The organism is Afipia sp. P52-10 (assembly GCF_000516555.1).
Taxonomy (GTDB): Bacteria; Pseudomonadota; Alphaproteobacteria; order Rhizobiales; family Xanthobacteraceae; genus P52-10.
In genome coordinates, this window is record NZ_AZSJ01000003.1 from 623,965 (window position 1) to 641,608 (window position 17,644).

At 61.3% G+C, this 17,644-nt stretch carries 14 protein-coding genes; 2 read left to right on the forward strand and 12 right to left on the reverse strand.

Translation table 11 applies throughout. The annotated features are described in order from the left end of the window. Positions 1-57: 57 nt before the first annotated feature. The 8 genes from X566_RS04210 to X566_RS04240 all read right to left on the reverse strand — a co-directional run bounded on the left by X566_RS04210 (position 58) and on the right by X566_RS04240 (position 7,709). Positions 58-354 carry a DUF3325 domain-containing protein gene (locus X566_RS04210; RefSeq protein WP_034463761.1) on the reverse strand — a complete coding sequence of 99 codons (297 nt, stop codon included), beginning with the start codon at positions 352-354 and terminating at the stop codon, positions 58-60. After that, complete coding sequence (locus X566_RS04215) at positions 351-1,979, reverse strand: PepSY domain-containing protein (protein WP_034463764.1); 1,629 nt, start codon at positions 1,977-1,979, stop codon at positions 351-353. Before X566_RS04215 ends, X566_RS04210 begins: the two co-directional genes overlap by 4 nt. A gap of 10 nt (positions 1,980-1,989) precedes the next feature. Further along, positions 1,990-2,274 (reverse strand): DUF3649 domain-containing protein, encoded by a 285-nt coding sequence (locus X566_RS04220; RefSeq protein ID WP_034463767.1) that lies wholly within the window; start codon positions 2,272-2,274, stop codon positions 1,990-1,992. Next, the gene (locus tag X566_RS04225; protein WP_034463770.1) at positions 2,271-2,999 is read right to left on the reverse strand and encodes a cobalt ABC transporter substrate-binding protein; all 729 of its coding nucleotides are present in this window, start codon (positions 2,997-2,999) and stop codon (positions 2,271-2,273) included. The genes X566_RS04220 and X566_RS04225 overlap by 4 nt, the downstream gene beginning before the upstream one ends. A 170-nt stretch (positions 3,000-3,169) precedes the next feature. Beyond that, positions 3,170-5,467: a TonB-dependent siderophore receptor gene (locus tag X566_RS04230; RefSeq protein WP_034463773.1), complete on the reverse strand. Its 2,298-nt coding sequence runs from the start codon at positions 5,465-5,467 to the stop codon at positions 3,170-3,172. Positions 5,468-5,821: 354 nt separating this feature from the next. Continuing rightward, on the reverse strand, positions 5,822-5,998 hold the full coding sequence (locus X566_RS24950; RefSeq protein WP_160170441.1) for a hypothetical protein: 177 nt from the start codon (positions 5,996-5,998) through the stop codon (positions 5,822-5,824). A gap of 55 nt (positions 5,999-6,053) precedes the next feature. Continuing rightward, positions 6,054-6,350: a hypothetical protein gene (locus tag X566_RS04235; RefSeq protein WP_034463775.1), complete on the reverse strand. Its 297-nt coding sequence runs from the start codon at positions 6,348-6,350 to the stop codon at positions 6,054-6,056. A gap of 423 nt (positions 6,351-6,773) precedes the next feature. After that, a complete protein-coding gene (locus X566_RS04240; protein WP_051443864.1) occupies positions 6,774-7,709 on the reverse strand; it encodes a LysR family transcriptional regulator in 936 nt (311 codons plus the stop codon). A gap of 306 nt (positions 7,710-8,015) precedes the next feature. Between X566_RS04240 and X566_RS04245 the strand changes: the two genes are divergently transcribed. Next, on the forward strand, positions 8,016-9,206 hold the full coding sequence (locus tag X566_RS04245; RefSeq protein WP_051443865.1) for an MFS transporter: 1,191 nt from the start codon (positions 8,016-8,018) through the stop codon (positions 9,204-9,206). Between the two features lie 89 nt (positions 9,207-9,295). Here the strand turns inward: X566_RS04245 and X566_RS04250 are convergent, their stop codons facing one another. Genes X566_RS04250 through X566_RS04265 form a run of 4 tightly spaced genes read right to left on the reverse strand, consistent with a single transcriptional unit; the run spans position 9,296 to position 16,374 of the window. Then, a complete protein-coding gene (locus tag X566_RS04250) occupies positions 9,296-10,900 on the reverse strand; it encodes an ABC transporter substrate-binding protein (protein ID WP_034463779.1) in 1,605 nt (534 codons plus the stop codon). 29 nt (positions 10,901-10,929) lie between these two features. Next, complete coding sequence (locus X566_RS04255; RefSeq protein WP_034463781.1) at positions 10,930-12,597, reverse strand: hydantoinase B/oxoprolinase family protein; 1,668 nt, start codon at positions 12,595-12,597, stop codon at positions 10,930-10,932. Continuing rightward, positions 12,590-14,248: a hydantoinase B/oxoprolinase family protein gene (locus tag X566_RS04260; RefSeq protein ID WP_051444147.1), complete on the reverse strand. Its 1,659-nt coding sequence runs from the start codon at positions 14,246-14,248 to the stop codon at positions 12,590-12,592. Before X566_RS04260 ends, X566_RS04255 begins: the two co-directional genes overlap by 8 nt. Positions 14,249-14,283: 35 nt before the next feature. Continuing rightward, a complete protein-coding gene (locus X566_RS04265; protein WP_173402576.1) occupies positions 14,284-16,374 on the reverse strand; it encodes a hydantoinase/oxoprolinase family protein in 2,091 nt (696 codons plus the stop codon). Between the two features lie 4 nt (positions 16,375-16,378). Between X566_RS04265 and X566_RS04270 the strand changes: the two genes are divergently transcribed. Beyond that, positions 16,379-17,584 carry an ABC transporter permease gene (locus X566_RS04270; RefSeq protein ID WP_409337809.1) on the forward strand — a complete coding sequence of 402 codons (1,206 nt, stop codon included), beginning with the start codon at positions 16,379-16,381 and terminating at the stop codon, positions 17,582-17,584. The last annotated feature ends 60 nt before the right edge of the window (positions 17,585-17,644 follow it).

The window sequence follows — 17,644 nt, forward strand, 5'->3', positions numbered from 1 at the left end:
CTATGGGGCCTTCTGCTCGAAGGAAGGAGCCTCCCCTCCGACCGCATTGCAACGCGACTACCGTTGCCGCAATCCGCGCACCGACAACCTCGCCTGCCCGATAAGTGCACACAGCACGAGACCCGCGGACAAACTGAGATAGCCGCTGAAGATCACGAGGCCGAGACTCCAGCCTTGGGAAGCGACCAGGATGCCAAGCACTGACAGCAGCGCACAGGCGCCACCAACGCGAAGCATTGTTGTCGCGGCAGGACTGAACGGTCGGCGAAGGATATCCCGCTGCTGGCGGTGCGTGGCAAACGCCAGCGCGGCAAAACCCGCCAGACACAGCGCAAAGGCCAGACAATAACTCATCGCGCTTCCTTGCCGCCGGCGAAGGCGATCGGGACCTGACGGCTCGATTTGCGCTCAGCCTGATGACGGCGCCTCTGGCTGGAAGTGCGCAACGCCAGGATGGCGTGAAGCAATGCAAGCACCCAACACATGATATCGATGCCGGCAAAGATCCAATCGCCCTCGGCCAAGCTTTGCCACAGCGGGCGTTGCGTCGTCAGAGCATTGAGAATTGGCAACAAACCGAGCAGCACCGAGGCGGTCCATAGCTGCTCGACCCAGGCCGACTTGGGCGGACGCACCAACGCGTGCAGCAGTGCCAGCGCCCAGACGACGAAGAACAGATCGATCTCCCGATCGGCGCGGTCCGCCAAGGGATACGGCAAAAGGCGGTTTCCCCAAAGAAATGCGGTCATGGCGATCGACAGGCCGGCAATGCTGGCGATGTTCAGCCGCTCCACGAGGCGGAAGCCGAAGTAAGGACGTTCGGGATCCAGCAGCTTCTGCCGCCGCTTGACGGTCCACATCACGAGGCCGGTACCGACCATCGCCGTCCCCATCGCGCTCACGAGGAAGTACAGCCATCGCGTGACGGTGTCACTGAAGCGGCCCAGGTGGAGCGCGTAGAGAACGCCTCGCGTCTCAGCCGCAGCTCCGACATGGTCATGCACCGCGAGTAGCTTGCCCGTGGCACCTTCGAATTCCATGTATTGCGGGCTCATGGAAACACGGCCGGGGTCTCCTCGCGTCACAGCCACCCGCGCGGCTGCATCTCCGGGGTGAACCGCATTGACGCGCCCGACATTGTCGCGCCCCCAACGCTCCTGCGCTTGCCGCACCATCGCCTCGACCGAGGCGAGCGGCGCAGCCTGGCCGCTGGGTTTTCCCGGCGTAATGAAGGCGCTGAGTTCGGCCGCGTATTGCTGACGTTCGGCTGGCGTCTGAAATGCCGTGCGCTCGCCCCAGGGCATATACAGCGCCATCAGGGTGACGAGGCCGGTATAGGTGATCATGAAATGGAAAGGCAGCCCGAACACCGACAGCGCATTGTGGGCGTCGAGCCACGAACGCTGTCCCTTGCCCCAGCGAAACGTGAAGAAATCGACAAAGATCTTCTTATGCGTGATGACGCCGCTGATGATGGCCACGAGCATGAACATCGCCGCAATGCCGGCGAGCCACCGCCCCCAGACCACCGGCATATAGTGGAACTGGAAATGGAAGCGATAGAAGAAGTCGCCTCCCAGCGTGTCGCGCGCGGTCACCTTCTTTCCCGTCGCGGGATCGAAGTAACCTTCACCGAAACCGCGCTCGCCCGGCGAGCGTGTCCCCGTCCGCCAAAACGCGTAGACGCTGTTGTTGCGGGCGTCGGGGAGTTTCATGCTCCATTGCGGACTTCCGGGAATCGCCCTGGCGAATTCGTCCGCGACCCGCTGGGCCACGACGGCCTGATCTGGCACCTGCGCCTGATGCGCCAGCTCCGGCCGCATCCACTGCGATAGCTCGTCCTTGAAGTAAGCAACCGTTCCGGTCAGGAACATGGCGTAGAGAATCCAGCCGAGCAGCAGACCCGCCCAGCTGTGCAGGTCGGACATGCTTTGCCGGATGCCGCGGCCAGCTATTCGCCGATCCTTGTCCGTGCTCATGCGCCGGTCCTCATCCGGAAACAGACCATGCCGCCCACGACAGCGGCACGGCGACGACGATCAGGCCGAGCCAAGCTTTCAAAGCACTGCGTACGGCGAAGACCCAGATCACCGCACCGGCGTAAATGGCGAAGCTCGCCAGCATGCCGGTGAGCACGGCTTGCGGTTTGCTCATCGGCAGGGCCAGCGCGGCAACGCTGCTGAGCGCGGCCAGCGCATAGCCGCCGAACAGAGCGGCAGCGATGCGCGAAATCAGCGGGCCCATCGACCAGACCCGGCGCATCCGAGACGTCATTTGGCAGGCGTTGCCGCCGGCCCCGCAGGAAGAGGAGCCAGGCCGCTGGCCTTCACGTAGGTTGTCGTGGTGGCATAGCTTACCGCGTCGTATTTCTCAGCGCCGTTCGCGCCTGCGCGTTCGCCTGCGTTGCGATCGTTGAGGCTCACCTCGGCGACATAGACGCCCTGCCAAGGCATATCGAACGTCACGAGGCCCTGCTCGTCGGTATGCGCTTCCTTCGACCAGCCCGATTGGGTGACCAGCGTGACCTTGGTCTTGGCCTTCGGCTGGTTCTTGAAGAACAGCTGGAACTGCCCCTCGGCACCGGCGGGTACGAGATCCAGCGCGAGCTTGGGCTTTTGCGCGGTAAAGCCGGTGATGAAACGCGCTGCCGGATAAAACCAGTTGGTGACATCCTTATCTTGCTGCTTCCAGGTATAGAGCGGGTAGTTCGCGTCCTCGGCGACAACACCGTCGCCGGAGATGATCTTGAACGGCAGCGTGAAGCCGTTCGCGGCCTTGGTGGCGTCGAATGTCTTCTCGCCCTTGGCAGAGATATGCGTCGCGGTCACCTTCGCAAACTTGTCGAGCAACCCCGGCGACGCTTCACGCAGATTCTCGCCGAACTCGCCAAAGCGAACGATGGCATTCTGCCCGTCGGGCTGCTCGATCCAGATCTGGTGGGCCTGCGCGGTTGTCGCCATTCCCAGCAGGGCGAAGACGGCAATGAAACGCTTTGTCATGACGAGCACCTTTTAAGAAAGCGCCCCGGGCGAACGGTTCGCACGGGCCAGATCCGAATGTGAGCAGAGACCGTCGAAGCCGTTTTGCAGCCCCGACGATCTCGCGATTGAACAACGTTTGCGCATCGGACGGAGCACTAGGTTCCTTCCTTTGCTGGTCGAATCCGCCGCTAGAAATCGAACGCAGCCGAAACGACATAGGTGCGCGGCGACCCCACCGTCACGAATGTTCCGGTTGTCAGCCAGTAGTCCTTGTCGAACAGGTTTTCGATGTTGGCGCGGAAGGTGACCGGCTTGCCGTTGATCGACGTCGCATAACGCGCACCGACATCGACACGGGTCCAGTCGGGGAAGCGCAAGGTATTGGCACTCGTCAGATAGCCGCCCGAGGTGTAGATCACGCGTCCATTGAGCGCCAGGCCAGCGATCCACGGCGTATCCCATTCGAGACCGGCGGAGAACGTCTTGTCCGCCACGCCGGCAGCGTCATTGCCGCGCTCCAGAGGATTGGATGGGTTCGTCAGCTCCGGACGCAGGAAGGTCGCGCTGATCATACCCCGCAGGCCGGGCAGCAACGCGCCATACGCCGCCAACTCAAGACCGCGGTTGCGCTGTTCGCCATCGTAAGCGAGTTCGTTGGTTGCCGTGCGGATCGAGTTGGGACGGGTGATCTGGAATACCGCCGCCGTCGTCGTGATGGTGCCCCAGTCGATCTTGATGCCGGCCTCTTGCTGCTTCGACTTGTACGGCGCGAGCACCGCTCCGGTGTTGGCATAACCGGGGCCGACGATGGTGCCGCGCGTGAGGCCCTCGGCGTAGTTCGCATACAAAGAGACGTTGTGCAGAGGCTTGATGACCACGCCGGCCATTGGCGTCGTCGCGGCGGCGTCGTAGCTGCTCGTTAGAATGCCGGTGGTCGTGCTGAACGCGTCCTGCTTCACCATCTGGTGACGGGCACCGACGGTCACCAGGACCCTGTCGTTCAAGAACGACATGGTGTCGGCGATCGCCAGGCTCGTGAGCGTCGATTCAGAGGCCTTCTGCGGCGGCGCACGCAACGCGGTGATCACTGGAAGCGGAGACGGATTGTAGATATTCGACGGGACCGAATAGCCGGACGTGACATACGCATTGCCGGCCTCCTGCGCAAAACCGGTAAAAGCAACGTTGACCGAGTGGCCGATGAATCCCGTCTCGAAACGCGAGCGAAGGCCGACATTGCCGCTGACGGTCTTGGTGTAAGAATCGTAGTAGGCGTTGATCAGCCTGAAATTGCCCAGCGCATCGATACCGCCGGGGAAACCAGCGACACGGGAATCCGGGAACGTCTGCTCGTTCTTGCCCTCGCGATAGCCGAGGCCGGCATAGACCGTCAGCGCATCGGTCAGGTCGTATTCGAGGCCTGACGCGATGGTGTTGTCCCGCTGGCGCAGCATCGTGCCCGGATACCAGTTGCTGCGCGCATCGGGCGGCGCCGGAATCCAGGGCACGTTGGACTGGATCGTCATCTGCGGGCGGAAATTCTTGGTATCGTCGTTTTGCGAAATCGCATCGAGCGTCCAGCGCAGACGGTCGCCGCGATAATCGAGCGACAACGCACCGAGACCGCTGCGCCAGTTTCCGCCGTCGATCGAGGCTTCGCCATTGCGCCCGACGCCGTTGAAGCGAACGCCCCACTCCTTGTTATCACCGAAGCGACGGCTTGCCTCCAGATGCAAGCCATAGTTGCCGGCGCTCATGAAGAAGGGCGTCAACCGCGCGAACGGCACCTCAGACGCGCGCTTGCTGACAATGTTGATGCCGCCGCCGACGCTGCCGCCGGGCGCGATACCGTTGATCAGCGCACCCGGTCCCTTGAGCAGTTCGATCCGCTCAATGATCTGGGCGGGCACGCGGTTCGAGGAGATCAGCCCGTACAGACCGTTGAAGCCAACGTCGCTGGAGGGCACTTGAAAACCGCGAATCTGAAATGTGTCGTCGAAGCCGTTGCTGCCTGTGGTGAGCCGCACCGAGGCGTCATTGATCAGCGTATCCGCCGCCGTGCGCGCCTGCTGATCCTCGATCAGTTGCGAGGTGAAATTCACCGCGCTGAAGGGCACATTCATGACATTGGCGCTGCCAAGCAGGCCGAGCGTTCCACCCTGCGCCACCTGACCGCCGGCATAGGCTGGAGCCGGCGCGCCGATCGTCCGCGTTGTTCCCATCGTTGTCGCCGGCACGATTGGCTGTTCGGGGAGCGGCTGCGGCGCGACGCGAGTGGCGGAACGCACTGGCGCACTGCGCGTCTGTGCGGGACGCGCCGGCCGCGCACTCTGTTGCGGCGCGCGAACAGTCATCTGCGGCAACTCGCTCGGCTCGGCGTGCTGCGCACGGCTTTGCGACGCTCCGATGCCGGTCAACCCAAGCGAAACAACTCCTGTCGCAACGCCTACATAAAAACGGTTCTTATAATTTTTGAAGTTGTTCACAGAACGCCCCTTAATGCACCCGGGGCGGTCTCTAAAAAATCAGCTCTGTTAAAGCAACCGAAGCAAATTAGAATCGCTAGAAGCCTTTGCCGACACGCATCACGGCAGGCTTGCCTATCGAACGAGCAATGGTCCGATTCCGTATCAAGATGCCGCGCGCGACGTATCGGGACTCGTCGCGCCATCCTGCCTTTCACCCTGTCGCTAAAGGAAATTTCCACGATTCCGTCTGAGTTCGGAGGCCGCAGATCCTCCTGATGCGCGCGATTGCGCTGCACGGTGTTTCTGCAACGGCAAGAGACGACAGGATCGGAGCATGCGACATGAGGGCGCGGCCCGGCGCACAGATGCGCCTTAGAACTTCACCACATGCCGGAATGCCGCGTACGGCCACAAGGCGCTACGTTGTGTGACCTTCATGGTCTGCGGCCAAAACGCTTTCTTGCCGATGTGCTTCGTCACCGGAATCATCCAGACCACGAATGCAACGAGCGCGACGGCGAGATAAGCAAGGAGAATGCGTTTCCACATCGGTCGTAACTGATACCGCTCGGTTGAAGGACATGCGCAAGGCCCTGCGACGAAGCTAGGCCGGCTTCTTCGCGGCCGCTTCCTTGGCCCTCTGCTCGGCCGCCTTCTTGATCGCCCGCGCGTAGCTGTCGGCCGCATTCTCGGTGGAGTTCTGCAGGCGCTTCGCAATCACCGTCGCCTGCTGCATCGTATCTTTCGCCGTCTGCCGATACTGATCCCGCGTCTCTTTATTCTTGGCCTTGGCGGCCTGGACCATGAGCCGGTCCCGGCGTTTCTTTGCTGCCATCAACAGCTGCTTCGTCTGTTCCTTTGCGATGCGTCGGATGACGACATCCAAATCTGGTTCGGCCATTCTCAAGTCCTCTGTAGGGTGCTTGCGGCTCTATACCAGCAAGTCTGTTAACGACCCCTGACCCCGACGGAACCGAGCCTGCTCATGCCGTCCTGCGCGCGTGCCTTCGGACGCAAACTGCGTCGCGTTTTGCCAGACAACGCTGCTTCTACGCTCATCCATACACAGCCTTTCGTTTGAGGCTCAGGCATGTATGTGGTGGCTGTTGGTGTACTGCAAGGCAGTGGCGGTGTCTGGCGCGATTCAGAGTATAATTGCGAACTGGTTTGCAATTGAAATCATGACTGCCGCCACGACTGCAATCGTGGCATGGTAACTGGTTCGAGGCAATCACAGGAACCGTTAACGTGCGTTTCAGACGTGCAGCCGCACACGTGCGCGGAATGCTCTTTCCGGTTTCGTTCACATCGCTGATACACCGCCCTACCAGGGAACGTTCTTCAGCTTCTGGATCAAAAAATCGGAAAACACCCGTACCTTCGGTGCGAGGTGCTTGCTGCTCGAATAGGCAACATAGACGCCGGCTTCCGGCGTACTCGTCCATTCGGGAAGCAACTGAACGAGATCGCCCCTGGCGATGCTTTCGGAGCACAGATAACTGGCCACCAGCCCGATACCGCGCCCACGCAATGCCGTCTCATAGATTGCTTCGGAGTTGTCGGACCTGAACTCACCGGACACCTTGACCTCTTCGCTCTGTTCGCCGGATTTGAATCGCCAAACGGTTCCGCAGGCCGAATAGTGACTGAAGCTCAGACAATGATGCTCGGCTAGATCGCCCGGATGCGCCGGCACGCCGTGGCGCTCGATGTAAGACGGCGACGCCACCACAAGCCTCCGGTTGGACGCGATCTTGCGTGCGATCAGCGTGGAGTCGGGCAGCGCGCCAATCCGCACCACAGCGTCATAGGACTCTTCGATCAGATCAACGAAGCGGTCGGTGTAGTTCGCCTCGACCTTGACCTTCGGATAGGCGTCGAGAAACTCGCTGATGATTTCGGACAAACGAAGACGGCCGAACGCGACCGGGAAGCTGACGCGCAAGAGACCGTTCGGTTCAGACGTGAGCGATGCAACCATCGCATCGGCATCGGCAAGGTGGTTGAATATCTGTACGCACTGCGCATGGTAAAGCCGTCCGGCTTCGGTCAACGCAACGCGGCGCGTGGTGCGCTCAAACAGCCGCAGACCGAGTGCGTCCTCCAGCCTGGATACTTTCCGGCTGACGGTGGAGGGCGATGTCCCGATCACATTGGCTGCGGCAATAAAGCTCAAATGCTCCGCGACCGAAACGAACGACGCGATGAGGTTCAGCCGGTCGACATCCATGGACGATCGGACGGGTGCTGTGTTGCGCATGTCCTGCTCTCGTTTTCTGCATCGTTGGATTTTCTCCCTGACTCGATCTACGACACGCAAATCGCGTGCCACCGTGTGACATCGACAATCCCCTTGAATTCAGCAGCCTGACGTTCTGGATGGCGCATCGGCGGGCTGGGTTCGTCATCAGCATTGCTGCATTTCTGCACCAATCTGCTGCATGGAGCCGAATTAACCGCCAGCCACTGCCTGGCTATGGTCCATCGATGGGCGGCGACGCGAAACCTTCGTGTGCCAGCGACCGGAATACGCGGCGCTTTGCCATAGCCGCATAGCAGGACAAACATGCCAACAGAGCAAGATCAGGCGGGCGCCACGTCAAGCGTCATCCTGCTGACGTGCGCGCAGGGACTTGCCGGAGCCATTCCTCCGATCATGGTGTCGCTCGGCGGATTGGTCGGACAGTCGCTCGCCGAGAACAAGGCGCTCGTAACCTTGCCCGTCAGTTCATTCATGATCGGAACCGCCACCGCAACGCTGCCGGTGGCCGCGCTCGTGCGCCGGTTCGGCCGTAAGACCGTCTATGTCGGGGGAGCGTTGATCGCCGCCGCGGGTGGATTGATCTCGGCGTGGGGCGTCATCAGCGCATCCTTTGTGCTGTTCTGTCTCGGCGGACTCCTGTTCGGACTGAACGTCGCGTGTGTGCAAAGCTATCGCTTCACTGCGGCCGCCTCAGTGCGACCAGAAAGGCGCGCACGCGCCATTTCACTGGTGATGGCGGGCGGGCTCGGCTCAGCCATTATCGGACCGCAGATCGTCATCTGGACGCGCGACATCGTCCCTGGCATCCAATTCGCCGGCAGCTTTATCGGCCAAACCTTGCTCGCCCTGGCAACCATTCCGTTTCTCGCGTCTATGGCCTATCCAGCAATTCCGCGCCACACGACGCGCGGGAGCGGCCGGCCCCTGATGCAGATCGTGATGACGCCACGCTTCATCGCCGCCTCCGGCGCCGGCATCGTCTCCTATGGCACGATGAGCTTCATGATGACGGCCGCGCCGATCGCGATGATCGGATGTGGCTTTGGTGTTGGCGAGGCCGCCCTCGGAATCCAGTGGCACGTTCTCAGCATGTTCGCGCCGAGCTTCGTCACCGGCCGCCTGATCGACCGCTTCGGCAAGGAATGGATCACCCTGCTCGGTCTTGTGCTGATCGCATGCGGCGCCGTCATCGCCCTGTCGGGGACGACGATCGCCAACTTCTGGGTAACGCTGGTGCTGCTCGGCGTTGGCTGGAATTTCGGCTTCCTCGGCGCGACAACGATGGTTACCGACTGCCATGCGCCCGAGGAAGCCTCAAAGGTCCAGGGCTTGAACGATTTCATCGTGTTCGGATCGGTGGCAGCGGCCTCCCTCGCCTCCGGCGGCATCGTGCATAGCGACGGCTGGACGACAATCAACTGGCTGGTGCTGTCCGCCGTCGGCGCAGGGCTCCTGTTCCTACTCTACGGCGCCATGCAGCGACGGCCAGCGTGAGCCCGCAGGCGTTATCGGTCCAGCCGCGCGAATGCTCCGCGGCAACCGCTCACCAAGCGGGGGCAGCGGAGCCGTTCTGAACACCTCACTCATGCGATCACCTGGACCCGCGCCATCGACCCTTCAAAACCTTCGGCGTTGGTGGTGTGGTCACTGATGCGTACGCGGCTGATCGTCAGCCACAGGGGCATCGCAATCGGGAAATTCGGAACATCGCGCATGACGATCTCCTGGATCTTCTTCCATTTGGCGATCCGCTCCTGCTTGTCCAACGACACTGCGGTATCCTCCAGCAACGTGTCGACCTCCGGATTGCTATAGGCGGTTCCGTTGGAGAACGGCACACCCTTGATCAGGTTTTTGGACCAGTAGAGCCGCTGCACACCAACCTGCGGATCGAACAGGTTGCTGATCGAGGCAAGATGCAGCGCATAACCACGCTCGCTGTAGACGCGCTTGACCAGCGTGCCCATGTCCTGCCCCCGCAGCTCCACGCCGATACCTGCACGGGACAATGAGGCCCGCAAGAACTCACCCAGCACCCGCTGATCCTCGCCGGTATAGTCCAGCGTCAGCGTGAACCGCATGCCGCCGGCCCCGCGCGCATAACCCGCATCGTCGAGCAACTTCGAAGCCGCATTGACATCGAACGGATAGGGTGAAGGCTGACCGTTGTGAAATTCCTTGTGATAGGGAACGACCGGCGCAGCCGACGGAACGGCATTGCCGAAGAAGACGATCTTGCAGATCGCCTCACGGTTGATGCAGTGAGCGATCGCCTGGCGGACCTTCAAGTTCTTGAGATATTCGTTCTCGAGATTGGCTTCGAGAATAATGATGTTCGGCGGATCGTAGGCATAGCCCTTTTCCTCGAACGAAATCTTTGGGTTCTTCTTCAGTCGCTCGATGTCCCGATACGGCACCGGCGTCCGATAACCGATATCGACGTCGCCGGTTTCGAAGGCGATCGTACGAGCCGCGGGATCAAGAATGAAGCGCCCCACCAAGCGATCGATATGGGGCAACGACCTGTTCCAGTAATTCGGGTTGCGCTCCCAGATTGCATGACTGCCGCGAACCCATTCCTTAAAGACGAACGGCCCCGTACCGATTGGAGCTATGTTGTTAGGGTGTGTCAACGGATCGGCATCGCCATAGCGATGCTTGGGCACGATGGGAGATTCCGCCGACGACATGGCCGTCAGGAGGTAAGGCGTCGGTTTCTCAAGCTTGAGAATAACAGTCAGCCTGTCGGGCGTCTCGATCGCCCTGACCTGAGCAAATGTGGTGCGGCCGCGCGGATGAAATTTCTTCAGAACGCCAATTGAGAATGCAACGTCCGCCGACGTGAAATCCTCGCCGTCGTGCCATTTCACACCTTCGCGCAGCTTGAAACTATAAGTTAGTCCGTCCGGAGAAACCTCCCAATCGGTCGCGAGCAAGGGCTGCGGCTTCATGTCATGTCCGAATTCAAGCAAACCCTCGGTCGTGCGGCCGCTAAATACGAGGCTGGAAGAGTTCACGAAGCTGAGCAGCGCAGGAGGTTCATTCGCCGCGATCATCGTGACAACGCCGCCCTTCTTGACGTCAACCGTCGTGGTCGAGGCGAACGAACGAGGGCCAGCCAGCGCCAGCGCGGGCAACGATCCAAGCCCTGCAAGCAGCGAGCGCCGATCCAGACAGATATCATTCACGTTCCCAACTCCTTTGTTAGGGCTTTGCGTCAGCTCGCGGACGCGTCGAAGCCGTAGATGTCCCGTGCAGTCTCGCTTGAGATCAGTTCGTTTGCGAGATCGGCCGCGATCAGGGAGCGATCGCGTTCTCTCGGATCGCCGATGCCGCCGCCACCGGGAGACATGATCAGAACCCGATCGCCTGCTGGAATCTGATGCTGACCTTTCCCAGCAAGCCGTTGCCCGGAGCGCAGACGGATCATGCCCGCAGCGCCATGGCAGCCTCCGCTTACGCCGCGCGCAGGATGATCAACCCGCTCATAGGTCGTGTTGTAGAGAAACGCTTCGTGGATGCCGTTCTCCATCTCGATGACCTGACCTAATCCGCCGCGCATGCGTCCCGGACCGCCGGAATCCTGGCGATACTCCTTTCGCCAGACGATCACCGTCGACATCGCTTCGAACACCTCGATCGGCCCGCCGCGCACGCCGCTCGGAAAGCCTGTTGCGGACAGGCCGTCGCGGAACGGCAGCGCGCCCATGCCGCCCGTGGTAATGACCTGCACCTGATAACGCTCGTTCACCTTCGGCGGACTCGTCTTCGGGCCGAGAATGGTGATGCCCCACAACGCACAGGTGCTTTCGGCGGGCACACGATCGGGAATCGCTTGACGCAAACAGTCGTAAACCAGATCAGGCAGCATCAGGCCGACCTGGCTCCTCGAGATCACCGCCGCTGGCTTGATGGCGTTGAGGATGCAACCCTCTGGCGCCGACACCGTGCGCGGCTCCAGCGAGCCGGCATTGTTCGGAATGTCGCGGGCAATGATGCAGCCGAGCGCATAGGAGGTGTAGGCCAGCGTGTAGCAGATCGGCACATTGAAGTTGCGCTTCGTCATACCCGCCGAGCCGGTATAATCAACGTGGATGCAGCCGTCGGAAATCGTCAGCGCAGCCTTCAGTTCGACTGCTTCGCCCTGACCGTCGAGCGACAGCGACGCATGCCAGGTCCCTTTCGGTAACTTCGCGATTTCCGCCTTCACTGCCGCGCGCGATGTTTCGATGATGTGGTCGGCGAGTTCGTCCAGCTCGTTGAGTCCGAACTCATGCATCATGTCGAGCAGGCGGACGCAGCCGACATCGTTACAGTTCATCAGCGAATAGACGTCGCCAACGGTCTCGACGGGTTGGCGGGTGTTGGCGCGGATCACCGCCATCAGCGTCTCATTCAATACGCCGCCATCGACGATCTTCAGGATCGGCAGGTAAAGCCCTTCCATGAAGACATCCGTCGAGCTGACTCGATCAATGAGACCGCCGATGTCCATGACATGGCTGTTGCAAGCGAGAAAGCCGACCAGCTTGTCGCCGAAGAAGCAAGGTGTCGTCAGCGAGATATCGTTCGTGTGTCCCGTTCCCATCCAGGGATCATTGTGGATGAAGACGTCCCCCGGCTGCATCGTGTGCAGAGGGTAGTGGTCGATCACGTGACCGACGGCGAGCGCCATCGAATTGATATGGCCCGGCGTTCCGGTGACAGCCTGCGCCAGCATACGCCCACGCGCATCGAAGACGCCCGCGGCAAGGTCTCCCGACTCGCGGACGATGGTCGAGAAGGCCGTGCGCTGCAATGCCTGCGCCTGCTCCTCCACCACCGCGATCAGGCGGCTCCACATGATCTGCTTGCCAATCAGATCTGCGCCGGTCGCCCTATCCATGCCGCACCTCCTCAAGGACCCGGCTGGCGCATGCGCCCGCTCCCATGCCGTAAACCTCTACGGCGGCATCTGCCGAAATCAGGCCGTTGGCGAGATCCGCCTCGACCAGGATCCGATCGCGCCGCTTCGGATCTCCGATCCCGCCGCCGCCAGGCGACATGATGATGACGCGGTCGCCCGATGGAACATCATGACGCCCCTTGCCCGCCAGGCGGCCTCCCGATGCAAGGGCGAGACGCCCCGGCGCGCCGGACAATCCGGCATCGAAGCCACGCGCAGCGAACGTCATGCGCTCGAAGGCGCAGTGGAAATAGAACGGCTCATTGATCCCATTCGCCATCTCGATGACTTGCCCGAGGCCGCCGCGCATGCAGCCAGCGCCGCCGGAATCCTGCCGATACTCTTTGCGCCAGACGATCAGGGTTGACATCGACTCGAAGATCTCGATCGGGCCGCCGCGCACACCACTTGGGAAACCCGTCGCCGACAGACCATCCCGGAACGGTAGCGCCCCCATGCCGCCGGTCGTCACCACGCCGACCATGAACTCCTCGCCGAACCGTGGCGGGCTCGACCACGGTCCGTTGGCACGTATGTTCCAGAGCACACCCGCGCCTTCCGCCGGTACGAGGTCCGGAATGGCCTGCCTGAGGCAGCCGAACACCAGGTCCGGCAGCATCAATCCAATCAGATGCCGCTGCACCACAGCCGCGGGCTTGATTGCATTGACGATCGACCCCTCCGGCGCCGACACCGTGCGCGGCTCCAGCGAGCCCGCATTATTGGGGATATCGCGTGCGACCACGCAGCCGAGCGCGTATGACGTGTAGGCCAGCGTGTAGCAGATCGGCACATTGAAATTGCGCTTCGTCATACTGGCCGATCCGGCGTAATCGACGTGGATACGGCCCTCGGCAATCGTGAGTGCTGCCTTGAGCTCAACCGGCTCATCCTGTCCGTCGATCATCAGCGATGCGTGCCAGGTGCCCTGCGGCAGCTTTGCGATTTCAGCCTGCACCGCAGCACGCGACGTATCGATGATATGATCTGCGAGTTCATCCAGTTCATCGAGACCGAACTCGTCCATCATCTCGACCAGCCGCCTGCAACCGACATCGTTGCAGTTCATCAGCGAGTAGACGTCGCCCACCGTCTCGACCGGCTGGCGGGTATTGGCGCGGATCACCTCCATCAGCGACTCATTCAAAACCCCGCCATCAACGATCTTGAGGATCGGCAGATAGAGACCTTCCATGAAAACGTCGGTCGATGCCGACAGGTCACGCAGGCCGCCGATATCCATCAGATGGCTATTGCAGGCGAGGAATCCCACCAACTGGTCGTCCACGAAGCATGGCGTCGTCAGCGAAATGTCGTTGGTGTGTCCGGTCCCCATCCAGGGATCGTTATGGATGAACACGTCACCCGGCTGCATCGTATGCAGAGGATAGTGATCGATCACATGACCGACCGCGAGCGCCATCGAATTGATGTGACCCGGCGTACCGGTGACGGCCTGAGCCAGCATACGCCCCCGACCATCGAACACGCCTGCGGCGAGGTCACCGGATTCGCGTACGATGGTCGAAAAAGCCGTGCGCTGCAACGCTTGCGCCTGCTCCTCCACCACCGCAATCAGACGGCTCCACATGATCTGCTTATCGATAAGGCCAAGCGTCCCATCACTCACGCCGCGATCTCCTTACGCTCCATCACGATCGAGCCAAGCCCATCGATCCATGCATTGAAGTTCTCGGTCACGAAGGTCGAGGTCTCCTTCTCAACGATAATGGCAGGCCCCGATAGCCGGGCGCCGGCAGGCAGCGCGTCACGCTGATAGCGCGACACGTCGATCGGCTTGCCACGACGTCCGTCAAAAACCCGAACGACATCGTTTGGCATCCCAGTCACGTGTTGCGTGACTGGGGCGACCACTCCGGGCATTTCAGAGACCGTCGACACGTTCACCGACCATGCCATGATCTCGATCGCAGCCGCCGGAATGGATCGTTTGAACAAGGCTTCGTAGTCCGCCTCGTAGCGCGAGCGGAATGTCGCGGCATCGGCGACTGTGAGCCCGCGCACCGGAAGCTCAACGGCAATCTCGTGGCCTTGGCCGACGTAGCGCATAAAGGCGATGCGACGCTCGATCAGCGTCTCACCGTCTGCAGCGGGCTCGACCCAAGCCCGGATCTCCTTTGACATATCGCTCAGCAGTTGCGTCGCCTCCGCTGGATCGAAGGCATCGAGCCGCATGTATTTGGTCTTCACCATTTCATAGGAAATGGGCGCTGCCAAAAAACCGACCGCAGAGCCGACACCAGCATTCGGCGGCACGATCACCCGACTGGCACCGATCTTTTCGGCCACTCGTGCAACATGCAGCGGCGCCGCGCCACCGAAAGCAATGACCGTATGGTTGCTCGCCACCTGCCCTCGCTCGACCGTATGCACACGGGCGGCGCTGGCCATATTCTCGCAGACCATTTCATAAACGGCGTACGCAGCCATTTCCGCGCTCATTTCAAGTGGTCCGCCGACGGACGCCGTCAGAGCCTGCTTCGCAAGATCAGGGAAGAGCCGGATGGTACCGCCCGCGAATGTCGCCGGATCGACGAGCCCCAACGCGACGTCCGCGTCGGTGACGGTCGGATTCGTGCCACCACCATTGTAACACGCCGGTCCAGGCACCGACGACGCGCTCTCCGGACCGACTGTAACCCGCTTCAGTCCATCGACACGCGCCAGCGATCCACCGCCCGCACCGATTTCCACCATCTCGATGACAGGAATGCGAACCGGTAAACCGCTTCCTTTCAGGAAGCGCGCGGCGCGGTCGACCTCGAATACGCGCGACGTCTCCGATCGATAATCCTCAATCAGGCTAACCTTTGCGGTGGTGCCCCCCATATCGAACGCAAGCACTTTACGTTCGCCAAGCCGGGCGGCGATCTGCGCTGCGAACACGGAGCCCCCCGCCGGACCGGACTCGACAAGCCGGACTGGAAACTTCCGCGCGGTTTCCACCGACGTCAGTCCGCCCCCCGACGTCATTAGGCAGAGCGCTCCTTTGAAGCCGAGCAGCTTGAGCTTATCCTGCATGCGCAGCAGATATCCGTCCATCAACGGCTGCACATAGGCGTTGGCCACCGCTGTCGATGTGCGCTCGTATTCGCGGATCTCTGGACACACCTCCGCCGAGACGGTGACATACAGTGACGGCATCAATGCCTTCAGCAACTCGGCCGCTTGCCGCTCGTGCGCTGCATTGGTGTAGGAGTGCATGAACGCGATGGCGACACTCTCGATGCCACGATCGCTCAACGTCTTGGCGACGACATGGATATCTGCCTCATTCAGTGGCAGACGCACCATTCCACGGGCATCCATGCGCTCGCGCACGGTGAAACGCAATGGCCGCTCAACCAGCGGCTTCGGCCGCACCAACGCAAGCTCATACTGGTCGTAGCGGCTCTCGGTGCCGATCTCGAGCACATCGCGAAACCCATCAGTGGCAATCAGCGCCACCTTGGCGCCACGACGTTCGATAATCGCATTGGTCGCCAGCGTCGTCCCGTGAATGAACAAGTCCACATCGGCCACCGACTTTCCGGCACGCGCAAGCACTTCAGAGGCGCCGCGCAACACGCCCTCTTCAGGCGAGGCAGGTGTCGTCAGAACCTTGCCGGTCCAGCGTTGAGCGCCCTCCTCCAGCACAATGTCAGTGAAAGTACCGCCGACATCGGCGGACAGTTTCAGCTTCGCTCCGCTCTGCACGCGCATGACCTCGCTGTTGCCTCGTTATCGACTGCAATTTCTGCACGCGCGACGCGCCCTGAATAGTTTCATTTTTGGAATGATCTGTTGCATTGGCGTCGCCAAACTGACGGCAAATGCGATGGCGCACGCAGTCGTTATCTGCGCATCCTTCGATTGCAAACGATGCTCCGCGCCGAACGGCGGCATGCATCGACCTGACAGCGGCGTCAAGGAGTGCGATCAATTGGTCTCGACTCAAAGTGCGAGAAAGATCGTCCGTCGTGTGGCCTTGCAGGCAATCCCGACCATCTTCGGGATCATCGCGCTTAACTTTCTGTTGTTGAAACTAATGCCCGGCGACGCGGCCGACGCGATCGCCGGGCAATCGGGTTCAGCAACCGCAGAGACCATGGAGGCGCTGCGTCGGAGCCTTGGGCTCGATCAATCGACGCTGACGCAGCTCATCACCTACCTCACCAACATGGCGACCTTTAACCTCGGCGTCTCATCGAACTACGGCGCTCCGGTCATCAACGTGATCATGGAGCGGCTGCCGAACACGCTGATGCTGATGCTGTCGGCCTTCGCACTCGCGCTCACTTTCGGCATCGTCATTGGCTGGGTGATGGCCGTATACGCCAACCGCTGGCCCGATCGGCTGCTGACGACGGGCGTATTGCTGCTCTACTCTGCGCCCGGGTTCTGGGTCGGCCTGATGGCAATTGTCCTGTTCTCGGCGCATCTCGGCTGGCTGCCAAGCGGCGGCAGCGAGACCATCGGCGCTTCACTCACCGGCTTTGCCAAGGTCCGCGACCGCGTCCTGCATCTCATCCTGCCCGCGGCGGCACTCGCGACCTTCTTTGTGGCGATATATGCCCGCCTCACCCGCGCATCGATGCTCGAGGTGCTCCGCCAGGATTTCATGCGCGCCGCGGCGGCGAAGGGTCTTCACCCGATCGTCCTGCAATTCCGTCACGCTTTACGCAATGCGCTGATTCCCGTGACCACCGTCGCCGGCCTGCATCTGGCGAACCTGCTGAGCGGCGCCATTGTCGTCGAAACAGTTTTCAACTGGCCGGGTCTCGGCCGGCTGGCGATGAACTCGTTGATCGCTCGCGACTTCAACGTGCTTCTCGGTATCCTCTTCCTTTCCTCCATCATCGTGATTGTGACCAACATCGTCATCGACCTGATCGTGATGTGGCTCGATCCGCGCGTTGAGGTCTAGACCAACATGACGGATATGGTTGCCAACAACCCCGGCGTGCCCGTCATCGAAACGGCACCT